Annotated in this window: 14 protein-coding genes; 10 read left to right on the forward strand and 4 right to left on the reverse strand. The window is 68.3% G+C overall.

The genetic code is table 11. The annotated features are described in order from the left end of the window. A partial coding sequence (locus ACWPXK_RS30565) for a hypothetical protein (RefSeq protein ID WP_454199637.1) occupies positions 1-197 on the reverse strand: 197 nt, incomplete at its 3' end. Positions 198-1,320: 1,123 nt separating this feature from the next. Here ACWPXK_RS30565 and ACWPXK_RS30570 point away from each other — a divergent pair. The 8 genes from ACWPXK_RS30570 (at position 1,321) to ACWPXK_RS30605 (ending at position 10,897) form a co-directional block, all read left to right on the forward strand. After that, complete coding sequence (locus ACWPXK_RS30570) at positions 1,321-2,997, forward strand: hypothetical protein (protein ID WP_454199638.1); 1,677 nt, start codon at positions 1,321-1,323, stop codon at positions 2,995-2,997. 42 nt (positions 2,998-3,039) lie between these two features. Then, the gene (locus ACWPXK_RS30575; RefSeq protein WP_454199639.1) at positions 3,040-4,509 is read left to right on the forward strand and encodes a PPE domain-containing protein; all 1,470 of its coding nucleotides are present in this window, start codon (positions 3,040-3,042) and stop codon (positions 4,507-4,509) included. Positions 4,510-4,531: 22 nt separating this feature from the next. Further along, on the forward strand, positions 4,532-4,873 hold the full coding sequence (locus ACWPXK_RS30580) for a hypothetical protein (protein ID WP_454199640.1): 342 nt from the start codon (positions 4,532-4,534) through the stop codon (positions 4,871-4,873). Positions 4,874-4,940: 67 nt separating this feature from the next. Beyond that, complete coding sequence (locus tag ACWPXK_RS30585) at positions 4,941-5,651, forward strand: hypothetical protein (RefSeq protein WP_454199641.1); 711 nt, start codon at positions 4,941-4,943, stop codon at positions 5,649-5,651. Positions 5,652-5,662: 11 nt separating this feature from the next. Next, positions 5,663-6,031, forward strand: coding sequence for a hypothetical protein (locus ACWPXK_RS30590; RefSeq protein WP_454199642.1), 369 nt, complete (start codon positions 5,663-5,665; stop codon positions 6,029-6,031). A gap of 35 nt (positions 6,032-6,066) precedes the next feature. Continuing rightward, a complete protein-coding gene (locus ACWPXK_RS30595; RefSeq protein ID WP_454199643.1) occupies positions 6,067-6,384 on the forward strand; it encodes a hypothetical protein in 318 nt (105 codons plus the stop codon). A gap of 7 nt (positions 6,385-6,391) precedes the next feature. Further along, positions 6,392-8,854 (forward strand): hypothetical protein, encoded by a 2,463-nt coding sequence (locus ACWPXK_RS30600; RefSeq protein ID WP_454199644.1) that lies wholly within the window; start codon positions 6,392-6,394, stop codon positions 8,852-8,854. A 144-nt stretch (positions 8,855-8,998) separates the two neighbouring features. Then, positions 8,999-10,897 carry a type VII secretion target gene (locus ACWPXK_RS30605; RefSeq protein ID WP_454199645.1) on the forward strand — a complete coding sequence of 633 codons (1,899 nt, stop codon included), beginning with the start codon at positions 8,999-9,001 and terminating at the stop codon, positions 10,895-10,897. A 614-nt stretch (positions 10,898-11,511) separates the two neighbouring features. Here ACWPXK_RS30605 and ACWPXK_RS30610 read toward each other — a convergent pair. The 3 genes from ACWPXK_RS30610 to ACWPXK_RS30620 all read right to left on the reverse strand — a co-directional run bounded on the left by ACWPXK_RS30610 (position 11,512) and on the right by ACWPXK_RS30620 (position 13,297). After that, positions 11,512-11,916, reverse strand: coding sequence for a hypothetical protein (locus tag ACWPXK_RS30610; protein WP_454199646.1), 405 nt, complete (start codon positions 11,914-11,916; stop codon positions 11,512-11,514). After that, on the reverse strand, positions 11,907-12,503 hold the full coding sequence (locus ACWPXK_RS30615; RefSeq protein WP_454199647.1) for a hypothetical protein: 597 nt from the start codon (positions 12,501-12,503) through the stop codon (positions 11,907-11,909). The genes ACWPXK_RS30610 and ACWPXK_RS30615 overlap by 10 nt, the downstream gene beginning before the upstream one ends. Positions 12,504-12,958: 455 nt before the next feature. After that, the gene (locus ACWPXK_RS30620; RefSeq protein WP_454199648.1) at positions 12,959-13,297 is read right to left on the reverse strand and encodes a hypothetical protein; all 339 of its coding nucleotides are present in this window, start codon (positions 13,295-13,297) and stop codon (positions 12,959-12,961) included. Between the two features lie 5 nt (positions 13,298-13,302). Here ACWPXK_RS30620 and ACWPXK_RS30625 point away from each other — a divergent pair, with 5 nt between their 5' ends. Next, positions 13,303-13,626, forward strand: coding sequence for a C40 family peptidase (locus tag ACWPXK_RS30625; protein ID WP_454199649.1), 324 nt, complete (start codon positions 13,303-13,305; stop codon positions 13,624-13,626). A 27-nt stretch (positions 13,627-13,653) separates the two neighbouring features. Beyond that, on the forward strand, positions 13,654-15,339 hold the full coding sequence (locus ACWPXK_RS30630; protein ID WP_454199650.1) for a WXG100-like domain-containing protein: 1,686 nt from the start codon (positions 13,654-13,656) through the stop codon (positions 15,337-15,339). The last annotated feature ends 24 nt before the right edge of the window (positions 15,340-15,363 follow it).

Consider the following 15,363-nt stretch of genomic DNA (forward strand, 5'->3'; position numbering starts at 1 on the left):
ACCCGGCACCACCTCACCCGGCACCGACTGACCAGGCTGACCCTGACCAGGCACACCCGCCTGACCCGGAACACCCGGCGACCCAGCCGAACCCGGAACACCCGGCTGCCCAGGCTGACCAGGAACGCCAGGTTGACCAGCGCCACCCGGCTGACCGGGTGCGGGAGCCCCCGACTGGCCCGGCGCGGATGGAGCATCTGGCTGCCCTGGCGCAGTCGTACCCGGTCTCGGACGTTGCGGTGTGGGCCGGTTCGACCATGGAGTCGCTGGCCTGGGCTGATCCTCTGCGGTTTCCGGCTCTTTCGCTTCTACCTCGGCGCCCGCGGGCCAGACTTCAGCGGTGGTCATGACGTACCCCGGGTTGTCGGCCCGATCGCCAGGTGGAGACGGCCCGGTCGGCACGTTCGAGCAACAGGCGGCGGAGGTTCATCCGATACTTCCTCCTACTCGGTCACCGTCGGCTGGCAAACGGTCTGGCGGCCCGGGCAATTCGCGCATGTCAGTGTAAGTCTTCGATGATCATCCTGGCCGGTCCGGCCAGGACGACACTTCCCGTAGCTGGGAATCCTCGACAATGAACACGTCGAAAGTAGGTCTCACTCATGGTCGGTCGCTGCTCGCGCTGCTCCGTTCGACGATGAGGCGTTTGATCGAGAGGCGGGCCTGGCCATGGTGTCGTACGAACCCTCTCCGGCCTTGGCCGGGGGTGCCGGTCGTTGCATAAAGCGCTCACGCTCGACATCGGATAGGTGATCTCATGGGGTTCTGGGGTGGTGTAGGCAGGTTTGCGCTGACCACCGGCGCCGCCTTGGTCGGTGGCGCGGTTGGTTCCGTGCTCATTCCGGGGGCTGGGACGGTGGCCGGTGCTAGTCTCGGCGTTGCATTAGGCAGTGCCCTGGGTGGAGGGGGGATGGAAGCGGGCATAACCCTGGCGCAGGGTGGCAGCGTCGGTCAAGCACTTACTAATGGTGCTCAAACTGGCGTCTTGTCACTGGGGGGAGGACTTATCGGCGGTGCCGCAAGAGGTATCCGCGCGACTATGGGTGGACAGAATGTGCTGCGGCGGATGTTTTCAGGCGCGTTCCATCCGGCCATCCGTAACCCGAACGCGGGCTTCCGAGACGCGTGGGCGGCGAGGGGCCCGTCATTGAATGCAGCCCGCGGTTGGTTGACTGGCTCCAGCGCGGCTGCCGGGTTCGTGGGCAGCCGCCTTGGACCGGATTCGCAGTCGCAGCAGTCGGGTCTCCCCAAAAGACTCCCGACGCGCCCGGCGGGTAAGGAAAACAGGGGTAGTACTGATTCACCCGCGCTGGTGTTTCCATGACGGACGAAATGCCGCCCTTGTATGTTCCCGATGTATATTCCACACAGTGGCCGCAGCAGCTCAAACTCTCCAGAAAAATTCATGACTGGTTGGAAATAGACGCCGGTGACGATAAAAGTCTGAAGACTACCATCGAACTGACTTGGGACGCTTTCGGTAAGGGCGTCAAGGAGTCGGTTCCGAAAGCCGGTTCGGTGCCGCAAGTCGACATGACAAACCCCAAGGTCAGGTCGAGCATATCGAACATGTTCACCTCCTACGTGACGGTCAATGACGGCCTCAAACGGGCGTTCGACGCCCTGCAGCAGCAGGATATAAAGGTCAAAGACAAGGTCGAAAAGTCGAAGATCAGCAGTGAGACCGCTCGGGGCTACGTCAGTAAGCTGATCTCCACTCTCAACACCGCGGCAGAGACGCCGCCACCGGTCGACGACATGAGCGAAAGCGAACATGTCATGACCTACGTCACGCTCGGTATGGAAGAGTCGCTGAAAATCATGACGGATGCCAAATCCGACCAAGACAAACACGCGAATGGTATCGGCGACGATACCGCTCTGACCAAGGACCTCGAGAAGAGACTAGCGGCGATGGAGGCCGCGCAGAGGAATCCGGGGCTGACTCCGCCCTACGTGCCCCCGGTGTCCCCGACGCCGCCGGCTGGAACAGAGCCACCATACGCGGACGACAGTCCCTTCCCCCCAGGCCTGGACGGTCTGGATGACGGCAGCGGTCCCGATAGCCTGACGCCTGGAGGTTTGGATGACTCCGGCCTGAACGGCCAGTCACCGGGTGGGCTCGGCAATCTCGGGTCCACGCCGGGCATGACGCCCGGGGGCATGACGCCGACCACCCCGCCCGTGCAGCCCGCGGTCTCCCCAATGGGCTCCGGTTCGGGCCTGATGGATATGCTGATGCAGCAGGCGATGATGCGAAACCTCGCCGATCGGGACCTGGACAGCCGCCGTGCGGAACTCGACCCGGACCGCTTCGAGGACGCGGTCGCGCCGGTCACCCCACAACCGGTCCCCCCACAATCAGTAACGGCGCAGCCCGCGACAGTGCAGCAATCCACGACAGCGCCGGCGACGCACCACGGACAGCCGTCCGGCACAACGTCTTCCACGCAGCCCACCGGGGCGCCCGCTCGCACACCGGGTGCGGACGGCAGCGTGCTGTACACGTTCCCCAACGGGAAGACGCAGAAAGTGTCCGTGCTGGTCGCCCAGGCATTGGACGCGGCGTTCGGCAACAAGAGCGGCACCGACGCCCAGAAGGCGTACGAGAAGACCTCGGTGAAGTGGTCGGACAAGAAGCAGATCGGCGATCGTGTCGATCCGTACCAGCTGATGACCGGCGATGTCGCGACCTGGGACAACGGCACCGCGATCGTCGTGGTGTTCGGCGCCGAGGAGGGTGGCGCGCCCGACGGTGGCACGCTGGAGGTGATCGTCAATGGCGAGCTGAAGCCTTTCAGCGCGCTCATGACCGGCGATGGCGGGAAGGTGCCGGAGATGCCGGACTTCGCAGAGAAATTCGGTCAGTTCGCCGGATTCGCGCATCCGAAGGGCATCGAGTTGACCGCGCCGGCGGATGGGGGCGCGCCCCCGGCGACGCCGGGCTCGGCCGATCAGTCCGCGAACGCGGCAATGCCGGTTGTCGCGGCGGGCTGATCGCGCGAGGAGGGTTGCGGCAGATGAGGAGAGGAGGTCGCGATGCCGCTGAATGTGGATCCGCAGGAGCTGGTCGCCACGGCGGCGAAGCTTGCGCAAATGGCGCGCGATACCGGCGCGGCGTTGCCCCCGGGATGGGTCGTGCCCGCGGGGGCTGACCCGATCTCGGCCGAGGCGGTGCCGCAGCTCAACGCGCAGGCGGCGTCGCTGCTCAACGGAATGATCGGTGTTCTCAACGAGATTCAGCGCACCGCGTACAACGTCGGCGCGGCGGCGGTCGACTACACCGAGGGAGATGACCGCGGTGCGCGTGAGATCGGCGGGAGGGGCGGCGACGTTCTCGCCAATCCGGTTGGCGAGGTCCAGGAGGTCAGCCCGCGCCGGCCGCCCGGGCTGCGGTTCCCGGTTGCCGGTGGCGCGGTCGATCCATTGACCTTCGCGAAGCAATTGCACACGGGTCCTGGGCCCGGCGCGGCGACGGGATTCGCGGACGCGCTGCGCAAGTTCACCGGTGGGCCGCACCTGCTCGCCACCGAAGGCGTCGACTCGGCGTCGCGAGCGATGCAGAACTGGGAGCCGGTGGGCGCCTCGGCAGCGGCCGAACTCGGTCGCCACCGGGGATGGCTCGACCAGCTCGGCCGGGGCCTCGGGATGCTTGCCGACGGAATCGATACTTACAGCAACGCATTTCGTACGGCGAAGGCCAAGCATCCCACGCCGCAGGAGATCATCGCGGCGCGCAAAGAGCTGCTTGCCGCGATGCGTTCCAAGAACGAGCTCGGCATCCAGGCGGCGCTGGCGAAATTCAACGAGCAGAACGCCCGTTCGCTGGAGACGATCACCGGATACTCGACCGAGGTCGGCTCCAAAGTGGGGACGGGCGAGGGAACAGGCGAAGGCAACGGAAGCGGCAGTGGCAAAGGTGGTGGCGACAGTAGCGCACTGACCCAGATGCTGCCCGCGCTCATGAGCGCGATGGCCTCGGCCGGAATGCCACTGGCCCAGCTCGGCCAGTCGGATTCCGCTGATGACTACAGCCTCGACGAGTACGGCTACGACGACCTCGGCATCCCGAGCGGAATCGGCACGGGCAGCCCCGGCGGGACGCCCATCAGCAGCCTCGGCACCAGTATCTCGGACGTCACCGCGGAAACCGTCTCGGCCACGGCTTTGCCGCTGGCCGCATCGGCCGGCGTCGCCTCGTCGTCCATGCCGCGTACGCCGGTGATCGAACCCCTCTCCACGTCATCGGCCGCCAACGCCGCCGCCGCACGCGGCGGTACGCCGATGATGCCGTACATGCCCATGGCGCCGGGCATGGGCAACGCCGGGGGCAACGGCAACGAGCGAAACCGGGTGGTGGCATGGCATCCGGACCGCCTCATGTACGTCGACGACACACCGCACACCGAAGCGGTGATCGGCGAGCGGCCGACCATCGCCCCCACCGTGCCCCCGGCGACGCCCGCCCCGAGCAACCAGACCCCCAGCCAACCCGGAGGTAACGCATGAGTGAGCGCAGCGAGGTGGATTCATGAGTTCCATCCACCCGGACGTGCAGGCGGCCTTGGACGCCGCCCGCGATCTGCGGCACCGGATCGCCGAGATGCGGGAGAAGATCGACAGCATCCGTGCCCGCAGGCCGTCGCCGAGCGGCGCGGTCATCCCGGAGGTAGACGCCATGGGCAGGCTGACCGATCTCTACCTCGCTCCGGGCACCGCCGCCAGGCTGACCTGCCCCGAGCTGATCAACGAGATCATGTCCGCCATCCGGGAGAGCACCGCCGACGCGGCGCGGCAGTACGAAAGCGTCATGGAAGCGCCGCCCGTCGACGAAACCCAGCCGGTCACCACGGCATCCGGGCAGGCGGGATGAACGGGCGAACAACGCACGCGGCCGAGCACTCGCTCGTGCCGGAGCCGAGGGTCGGCGGGGCGCGGGCATGAGCGAGCCGGTTCCGGATGTCACCGTCGCGGATACGGTGCGGTGGTTGCACGATGAGGGGCTGGTGCGTCTGGCCGGGGTCGCGGAAGGCATGCCGGAGACGATCGTGGCCTACACGATCGAGATCGCGACCGGAACCGTCACCGCACATCCCGCGACCGGAGGCGGCGTTGGCGCGGACGCGGTGTCATTGGCCGCCGACGATCTGCCGTACCCGGTCGGCACCGCCAAGCGTCTGGTGATCGCCGGTGTCACCACGACGGATTCGGTGCTCGTGATCGACTTGGCCGCGACCCTCGCGATCGCGATCAACGCCGACCACCCCGAGCAGGCGGCGCGGTCCTGGGTGATGCAGTTGCTGCTGAACCCGGAGATCACCATCACCACCAACAGCGCCGATGTCGCGATCGGCACCAGCGCTCGGCTGCGGCAGAGTTTCATCCCCGGCGGCGGCGCCACGCTGGTGAATATCGACGACACGCGCCCGCCCGTCACCGCGGTGACGTTGAACGCGACCACCGACGGTCCCGATCATCTCGACGTCGCCGCCGACGGCACCGGCGAGCTCTACTTGGGCGCGCGATTCTGGCAGCTGCGCCAGGTCATGCGCATCGAGGACGCGGCGTGGTCGGCGTTGGCGGAGCGCTTGGACGCCACAGCCGACGACGGCGGCTACGCCATCAGTTCTCAACCTGCCGAACGATTCTGAGAGAGCACCCGATGACCGACATGCACTCGATCGATACGGACGATTTCGACGTCGACGACGATCTCGACGCCGCCACGCCGGACTGGCGGAGCCGGACCTACGAGGTGTTCAACCCTGATCACACCGTCGGCGTCGGCTGTGACCGCGACGGGGAGATCATCGGCCTCTACATCACCGACGATGCCCGCGACAACGGCGACACCTGGCTGGCCGCCGAGATCGTCCGGCTCGCCCGGTTGGCGCATGCGAAGTCACGGGTCGGGTTGCGCGCCGAGATGGAGTACAACGGCACTCGCCCCTACACGATCGACTCGTTCGACCTTCCGACCGAGGCGTCGTATCGCGCCATGGAGGAGTCCGAGTTCCGACGCGATTCCTGACTGCAGAGCTTCGACTTTCGAGATAGGACACCGACATGACCGACGGTTTGGATACGGACGAGCCCGACGAGGTCGCCGTCTCGTGGCGCAAGTACCGGACAGCGGACACCACGTTCGGTGAGCGGGTCGAGCAGATCGTCGGAAAATTCCAGGTCCCAGGAGGTCCGAAGTCGGAGCTCGATCTGGACCACAGCAAGTACACGAATGCAGTGCGACGACTCATCCGTGCCCACGTGCATGCGGATGGCCGCCGTACGGTCGCGGTCGATGGGCACGTCACGGAGACCGTCGCCGCATACGTGCGCACGGACCAGGCCGGAGCCGCCGGGGTTCGCCGCACCGAGTCCACCTGACCCGTCGATGGAACCGGAGCGCAACAGCCCGTACTGGCGCGAGATAGTCCGCGACAACTGGCCGGAGATCGGCCCGTCGCACTGGAACGATCTCGAACGCGTTGCGCGCGAAGGCGCGGAGTCGCTGGACCTGTTCGACGTCGAAGGCCGCCTCCGCGACTTCCACGAGCGGGTCCGCTCCGGCGCGGGGTTGGAACCGGTCAAGCTGGACATGCTCCGCCGCCGCGCGAAGCGACAGATGTTCGTCGACGCTCTGGACGATGCGGCGGATGCCTTCCGGGGTTTCTCCGACGTGGTGCGCCATACGCGGAACCAGATTCTGGACATCGTCGGGGACGCCACCAAACGGATCGACGACACGAAGCGCGCCGCGGCGGCGGAGGAGGACGAATCCGACGCCCAGGCCATCAGGGACCGGATTCCCGGCATCATCGCCGCTGCGCGGGACGACGTCGAAGACGTCGTCCGGAATGCGCGGAGCTTCCCCTTGCCCGAGCTGCCTATGGGGCCGCCGGAACAGGTACCGGGCAGGGGAGACGGGCGAGATGCCGATCCGCAACACCGGCCCGCCCACGACCACTCCGACAATCACCGGCCGAGCGGACCACGAGGGCGGCCCGGGCCCAACGACGTTATCCCGATACCATTGTTTCCGGATGTCACCGGGCATGAGCCCCAGATCGACCCATTCGCGCCGGGAACCGAAATCGAACCCCCATCGAATTCTGGTCCCGCGGAAAGCGCTCCCGTCGACCCTCCGTCGACGAGCCCAACGCCCGTGACGACGACACCCGGTCCGACGACGACTCCCGGTCCGACCACCACCCCCGTCGGCTACTCACCCGGCGCCGTCACCGATGACGGACCGGGCGCGCCCGCAGGAGGCCCCGCGCGTGCGCAGGGCAGCGACAGCGAGCCCGCCGGTTCGGACCAGGATGTCTCGACGGATGACGCTCATGGGGACACGGCTTCCGCGGACCCCTCGGCCGAGGGAACGGAGTCGACCACTCAGGACGGTTCGACCGCCGTTTCGGCCGAGGAATCGCGGCACGCGGGCGGTTCCGAAACGTTCACCGCGACAAGCGCTCCAACGGCCGACCCGACCGCCGCGGCGCCTCCCCTCATCGTTGCGCCACCCATCGCACCACCAGCACCCGCCGCATCGGGAGTATCGGCGGTATCGGCCGCTCCGTCCGGATCAGGGGTCTCCGCCCCCGCGGCACAGGCCGGCTCGGGACCGCCGCCGGTGCAGGCCAAGCCTGCGGTGCCACCGGCCGACTCGCGCGGGCACGTCGTCGCGCCGAAGGTCACAGCGGGTCCGTCGGCGCCGCCGTCGGCGGTGTCCAGCGGTACCGGCAAGGAGCCGCCGGAGCGGACCGACCAGCGCTCGGACGCCGTGAAGAGCGAGAAGGACGGCAGCGACGAGCTGATCCGCGACGTGGTGGGCGCGGCCATGACCTCTGCCGCCGCGCCCGCGTTCGTGCTGGGCGAGCGGGTCGACGGTGACCTGGTACTGGCGCGCACGTTGCTGAGCGGCGTGCTGGCCGCGGGCGGCGACGCGGTCGTCGGCCTGGGCTGGGCGGTGTCGGTGATGCGGCATCCGAGCGGTGTCAGCGCGTTCGTGACCTCGAACGAAGGTCGCGGTTGGTTGCCCGCCGGGCTGTATCTGCCGCGTGAGGTGTCCACGCCGTGGGTCTGGGAGGTCACCGAGGGGAGCGGCTGGGAGGGTATCGCCGACCCCGCGCGGGTGCTGGCCGAGTTCGGGCTGGCCTGGGGATGCAAGTCCGGCGCCCGGTTGACGGCGGTCGTGTCGTCCGGCGAGATCGACGCGGATCTGCGCAGGCAGCTGGGTGACGTGCCGATGGAGGGTGAGGTGGCCGCCTCGCCTGCGATGGATCTCAGCGCGCCGAAGCCCGGGCTGGTCGACCGTCTCGAACTGGTCGGAGCGCCGCCGCTGGTACAGCGCGCGATGGCGACGCCGGAAGCCGAGATCGCGTCGCGATGCTGGCAATTGGCCTCGGACGCCCACGTTCGCGTGCACAAGGCCGGCCTCGGTTCCCCGGCTGCGCTGGGGGCGCCTGCGGCACGCGACCGCATCCTCGCCGCGTTGCGGCAGCGCCGCGAGGTGCCGCAGGAGTTGTGGGAGGAGTTGCGCGACGCCGATGACCTGCTCGCCGCGTCGATGCTGGCGCGGCGCGCCGACGTGTCCCGCGTGGCGCTGGGCGAGTTGCGCGCCGACGACGGCAGGTCGGCCTCGGAGACGAGCGCCTTGCGCGCCATGGTCTTCGAGCGGCGGTGCGACGAACTCGTGCTGCTGCTGGCGGGCGCCGCGACGCGGCAGAGCCTGCGCGACGCGGTGTATGCCCACGCACAGCTGGTAGGCCATCCGGCGTTCGTCGAGCCGGCCGCGCCCGGGCACGCGGGCGGTCCCGCTCGTCGTCCGACCATCACGGCGGGGCCGGGACGCTGAGCCGACCAGCATGAGATTGTCCGAAAGACATTGTCACCCAAGGGTATAGAACGTTCGATGTGGTCATGCGCCGCGCGGGACTTCCCAGACTTGGGAAGGATCGACAATAGGAAGACCTGTGGTGGGAAAGGATTCTGATCGAGCATGCCAGACCGGGATGGCAGGATTGAAATCGAACCTGCGGTATTGCGCTACATGGCCCTGCAGCACGACCGGGTCGAGGCCGATACTCGGGAATGGTCCAAACCACCGGCGGATTGGCTCGCGAATTTCCTGCCCACCTACGGCAAAATCGCCTGGCCGGTCTACGAGGCGCTGGAGAAGTATTACGACGCCCGGCAGCGCGCGGGTGAGGCGCTGGCCGACGAGCACGCCCGCACCGCCGCGTCGTTGCGCGCGTCTGCGGACGCCTACGAACAAGGCGATGAGGCGTTGGCTTCGACGATCCGGCAAGCCGGTGGCCTGACCGACGACGGCCCATCATCGTTCCCGACGCTCCCGGGCGGAACATCCCCCGATCCGCTCGGTCCGAGCGGGCCGGCGCAACCGTTCACCCCTCCGCCCGGTGGCCCGCCCGGTGGCCCGCCCGGCGGCCCGACCTCCGTTGGACCGGAGACCACCCAGAGCAGCCCGCTCGGCGCGGAACCCGGGCAGAATGGGGCGACGCCGTCGAACACCGGTACGCCATCCGGGGTGGTCACGCCGCCGACGGATTCGGCTAGCGGCACATCGAACCCGAATGCGACGACGTCGAGCGGGCCGTCGAGTACCGGTGTGACGGCGCCGACCGGGGCGGGCATGCCACCTGGTGCCGGGCCCGTCTACTCCTCCGACGACCGAGGGTCCGGGCAGCCGCCCAGCGGCGCGACCGGTCGGCCGGAACTGCCGCCCATGCCGCTGCCGGTCTCGACTCCGTTCGGGGCGGCCGTCGCCGCCGCCAAGGACAAGGAAGCCGAACCGGCGTATGTGGTCGGCGGCCAGGTGAACGACGACTTGGTGCTGGCGAAGACCCTGCTCGGCAGCGTGCTGGCGGCAGTGGACTCCCCGGTGGGCATGGCCTGGGCGGTAGCGGTGCTGCGGGGCCCGGGCGGAGCGGGCGTATTCATCACCTCGAACGAAGGCCGTGGCTGGTTGCCCGCGGGCCTGTTCCTGCCGCGGGAGGTCTCCACTCCGTGGAACTGGGACGAGTTGCTGACCGAGGCAGACGGCGGCGGATCGCCGTGGGAGGGTGTGACCGACCCGGCCCGGGTGCTGGCCGAATTCGGGCTGGCTTGGGGTGCCAAGGCGAATGCGCAATTGTCGGCGTTGGTTTCGTCCGGACCGATCGACCCCGGCTTGCGTTCCCGATTCAGTGACGCGGCGATGGAAGGACTCGTCGCTCCGTCCTACGACGTCGATCTGCGCGAATTCACGCCGGACACGGCCGATCGACTCGGCCTGACCGGGTCGATCGCGGCCCTCGAACACGTGTCGGCGGTCCCCGACGCCCAGGTCCGGTCCCGTTGCATGGAACTCGCCGCCGACGCGCACGCGCAGGTCGGGCGATCCGGACCGGTGCCGGCCGAGGCTGCCGCGTCACGACAGGTGCGGGAGCGCATTCTCGCCGCACTGCAGGCCGGAAAGGCGGTGCCGCCCGACCTGTGGAACGAACTACGCGACGCCGACGATCTGCTGGCGGCATCGATGCTCGGACAGCGGGTCGACGTCGGCCGGGTCGAGATCGGGCAGCTGCGCGTGGACGCCGGGGTTTCGTCCTTGCGCAGCATGGTGTTCGAGCGCCGATGCAACGAGCTGGCGCTGTTGCTCGCGGACGAGTCGAGCAGGCAGACGCTGCGCGACGCCGTGTACGCGCACGAACAGATCACGCAGCATCCACAGTTCGTCTCGACTCCGGCGCCGGTGTCCACCGCCGTCCAGCCCGAGCGCGTCGCCCGGCCCACGGTCCCGTCTGTCACCGCACCGGATGTCGTTGCGGGGCCGCCGCCCACCGCCGTGGTCGCGCCGTCGACACCACCCCCCGTCACGCCTCCGGAGCGGTCGTGAGAGCGAGAACCCGAGTTCGCGATGTAGTACGCCGTGCTGATCGGGGTCCGGCGCTGATAGCGGGCCGGTGACAAACCACCGGTGAGCGGCTGGGGTCACAGCACCGTGCTTGCCCCAGCCGCTGGCCGTGTGGCGGGCGCCCCGACCATGAACGTCGGAGAGCGCACCTGAAGTGCACAGCATATGGCACGGATGCCGCTCGGAATCCGGGATATGTCTGAGCGACAACGTCACTCGTCATGGTGGCGACCCTGTCCTGCTGATTTACGGCGGCGGCATGTGCACGTGGAGCTGAAGAATCCGGGACGGTGGCGCACCCACCGTGGACGGGCCGTGGACCGCGGCCGATAGCGCCCAAGTGCGCTTTGCCCGGCTGCATTGGGTTGTGAGCGCACCGGAATAGCAGTCGCCGGACTGGGTGATCGTCAATGCTCCAGCTGTGCCGCTCGGACCGCACAACACGCCGGATAGTGAACAGGCGCCCGACGCCGAATCCAGGATTCTCGACCGGTGCGGAGCCGGACGGCGCTCATCTGCAGCCGGTGCCGCACCGTTGGGCACCGACCGCGCCGAACCGCGAATGATCTTGCGCGCCAGTCGACCTGCCCGGCCGACTACGCCTCGATGACGGGGTTCTCCTCCGGCACCGCTTCGTCCTCCGGTGCGGGCTGTTCTTGGCCCGGCTGTCCGTTCGGCGGCACGTTGCGAGCCCGCCGGGCTTGCACTTGGCCGGGCGGCACAGTAGCCGCGGCCGGAACCACATTCGGATCGCCTGCAGCGTTCGCGGCCGGTGCCGCGTTGGGATCGCCGGCCGGGGCGGGCGCGGGTGCGTTCGGATCGCCCGGCGGCGGCGTCGCCGGGGCGGGCGCGGGCTGATTGCCGGGCGGCGCAGGTGTGGCGCCCTTCTGGTTCTGCTCGGCCTTCTCCGCTTTCTCGGCCCTGTCCTCTTCGGCCTTCTGCAGCATTTCCGGTATCTGCGCGACCAGCGGCGCCGCCGCCATCAGCGGCATCATGAGCATCGGAAGCAACGAAGACAGTCCGCCGTCACCGCCGCCCCCGCCGCCGTGGACGCGGTGACCTGGTCGTACGCCGCGTCCACGGCGGCGGCGACGGCCTTCAGCAAGGGCAGCTCTTGGGCGGGCTTGAGTTTGGCGTTGCCTGCGGCCTTCAGCTTCGCGTTGAGATCGGCCACGATGTTCTTGATCGAACGCAGGGCTTGCACCTGTTCGGCGGCTACCGTGACCGAGGACTTGATCACCTTGTTGTCCATTTGCAGCAACTGCAGCTGCCTGGCCTCGACCTTGTCGATGGTTTTCCGGTATGCCTCGTCGGCCTTGCCTTTACCGAGGGCTTCGTAGAAGGCGGGCTCGAGCAAATCGTCCACTTTCGGCGGTGGCGTGGTCATGCCACGGCCGAGCAGGTCGACGGCGGTTTGAATCGCGGTGTCCGCCAGCGCGATGAAGGCACGCAGCCCCTCCGAGGCGCCGGGTGGGCAATGCAGATCCACCAGCCAGAAGTGCTTGGCCTCGGCGGCGATGTTCGCCAACGGAGTGGCCGCCAGCGTTGCCGCCTTCTCGGCTTTGGTTTCCGCCGCCGTTGGTGCCATGCCCTCGCCACCGCCTCTCAGAAGTCCTCACTCATTGTCTCGGCTTCCCGAGATTGGGAAGGAGCGCATAGTTCTAAGAACCCCACCATGAATGGGAATACGGCGAAATCGGTGCGGGCGACACAATGGTTGGTCAGAATGCGAGAGGCGGTCGGTGATGAGCGATGGTGAGTCGGTCGAATGGCACCGGGACTGACGAACGACCTGGACGGAGTACTCCGATCGCTGCTCGCGCTGTATGGGGACGGCCAACCCGCGGGCCAGTCGGCGGTCGTGAGTCAAGCCCTCGCCGCTGAAATGCGTGCCCATTCCGGCGCGGTGGCGCTGCGCTACGGGGATGCGCTGGGCATGCAGATGTCGGCGGCGGAATCGCATGCGGGCAAGGACAGCATTGTCAGCAAGGCCGTCGGCGAGTCGGGCGACGGAACGGTCCATGGCCGGGGACGTCTGGGTAATCAGATCGCGGATTTCCAAACACGGGCCCAGGCGATCGCTTCGGTCGCCGACACGCGATTCAGTGGTCCCGCGCTCCTCGATGCCGCGCAGACCACCATCACCAATGCCACCAAACAGGTCAATGCCGATATCGCGGCCGCGCAGCAGCAAGCCGCGAAGATCATGCCACCTGCCGTCCCGCAGACCCGCCAGGCTCGGCACGGGCCGTCGCCGCGCAGGCGGCGGCGGACGCGCAGCAGGTCGAGATCGGCCTCGCGGCTGCGGCGGAACAGCATGGTTCCCTCGGACGGGACGGTGGGCGGCAACGCGGTACGCGCCGCGAGCGACTGGCTCGGCACGCCCTATGTCTGGGGTGGGGGCGGGTGGACCCAGCGGCGGCGGATTCGACTGCTCGGGCCTGACCCAGTACGCGATCGCCCAGGCCAGCGGCGGCGAAGTGGTGTTGCCCCGCACCACCTACGAGCAGATCTACAGCGGGGTCCGGGTGCATCCCGACGACGTGCGGCCCGGCGACCTGGTGTTTCCCGCCGGGTCGTTCAGCGCCAGAGGACCCGAGCATGTCCAGCTCGCGGCAGGCAACGGCATGGTCATCGAGGCGCCCTACACGGGCTCGACGGTGAAGTGGTCACGCATGCCCAGCGAGGCCGTCGTCGTCCGAGTCCTGTGAGCCGGTGACCGTGGAGGGGAACCGGCCGTGGCCATAGACCTGCCCCATGAGGTCGCGTTCTTTCTCAACCTGTGCGGAATCCCGTATCCGGACATCAACGAGGACGACGTGCGTGCGCTCGCCAGGCATGTGCGCACCTTCGCTGCCCAGGTGCGGGACACGCACGACTCGGCGACCGGCGTGATCGGCGATATGGGCGCGGTCTACTCGGGTGAATCCTATGACCAACTGGTCGCCAGCTGGGCGAGCATGAGTTCGACGCATATGGATCGGCTCGAGGACGCGTGCAAGGTCGTGGAGCAGGCTCTCTACGCGGCGGCGACGGTGATCACGGTGATAAAAGTCGCCGTGCTGGCCGAACTCGCCGCGCTGGCCGCGGCTTACCTGTCGATCATGGTGACGCCGCCGCTGGCTCCGTCCGCGCCGCTCGTCGCCGCGGCGGCGCGCCGGATCTGCCATCAGATGCAGGAATGCCTGGTCGCCTACATCGCCGCCGAGGTCATCGGCAGGGCCATCGAACCGCTCGAGCAGGCCATCGACGACATGATCAAGGGCATCGTGTACGACGCGACCCGGCACGCGCTCGGGGTGCCCGCGCCGTCGAGCGGCCCGAAGCCCCTGCACATCGAACCCGACGAAGTGCAGCGCTTCGCCAAGCTGCTCGACGATCACGCCGACAACATCATGCAGCACGCATCGACGTTCGCGGAGAACGTGTCGACACTGGACTTCACCACACCGGCGCGCTTCGACGACGTGGCGGATCACTTTGCGCCCGAGGGCGTCTCACCGACCCGCTCCACCGCGACGCCGGACGATCTCGTTGGCCGGCCGGGAGAACAGTTCGAGTCGCGACCGAGCGCCACCACGCCAGCCGACTGGAGTAGCCAGGGGCAGCCCGAAACCAATAGTTCACGTGCGCCCTTCGCGACACGAGATGCTGGGGACGCGCCCGGAACCACGGAACAGCCCGGCGATCGAAGCGGTTCCGCAGGCAACGCAGGCGCGGGGGCGGACACCGGAGACCCGCCGACACCACCAGCTGGGAGAGCGGAACGTGGTGAATCCGGCCTCGACCCCGCGATGAAGCCGTCGGTTGCCGGTGCGCCGTCCGCCCCGGACGCGGCCGCGGCGGAAAGACTTTCGACCGCTGATCCACGTTCCGTGCACCAACAGGGTGTGCCGAACCCGGGCGTGGCGGCTTTCCGGGACGCGGGGCTCGGCGAACCAGTGCGTTCGATATTCGATTCCGAGCGGTTCGTGCCCAGTTCGGTGTCCGATCAGGTGCTTGCTGCCGGTCATTCGCCCGTTCTCGGCAACCCCGCCGAGGGCGGCCCGCTGGGGGGTGCTCCCGCCCGGCAAGCGCCAGGCGCGGCGGCCACGCCGTGGAGGCGTGCCGGTCAACCGCCGTCGACTCCCAAACCGCCGCTCACGCCCGCGCATTCGGCCGACAACCGGCCCAAGGCACGCACCCCCCTGGCCACCCCATGGAGCAAGTCGCGCCGAACCCGGGACATACCGGCCGTGGTGCACTCTTCGTCCGGTACCAGGCCCTCGCTGCGGATGGTCCGGGAAAGGGGAACCGATGCGGACAAGGCCGAGCGCGTCGATTCGTCCGACGTAACCGCGGTGCCGCCCCGGGTGACGGCACCGGCGCCCGATCGCGTGGAGCCGCAACGAGAAAAACCCATTCCCAGTAGCGGGAATGGGTAAATAAGTCGAGATGGCGGCAGTGGT

The organism is Nocardia sp. Marseille-Q1738 (assembly GCF_965283145.1).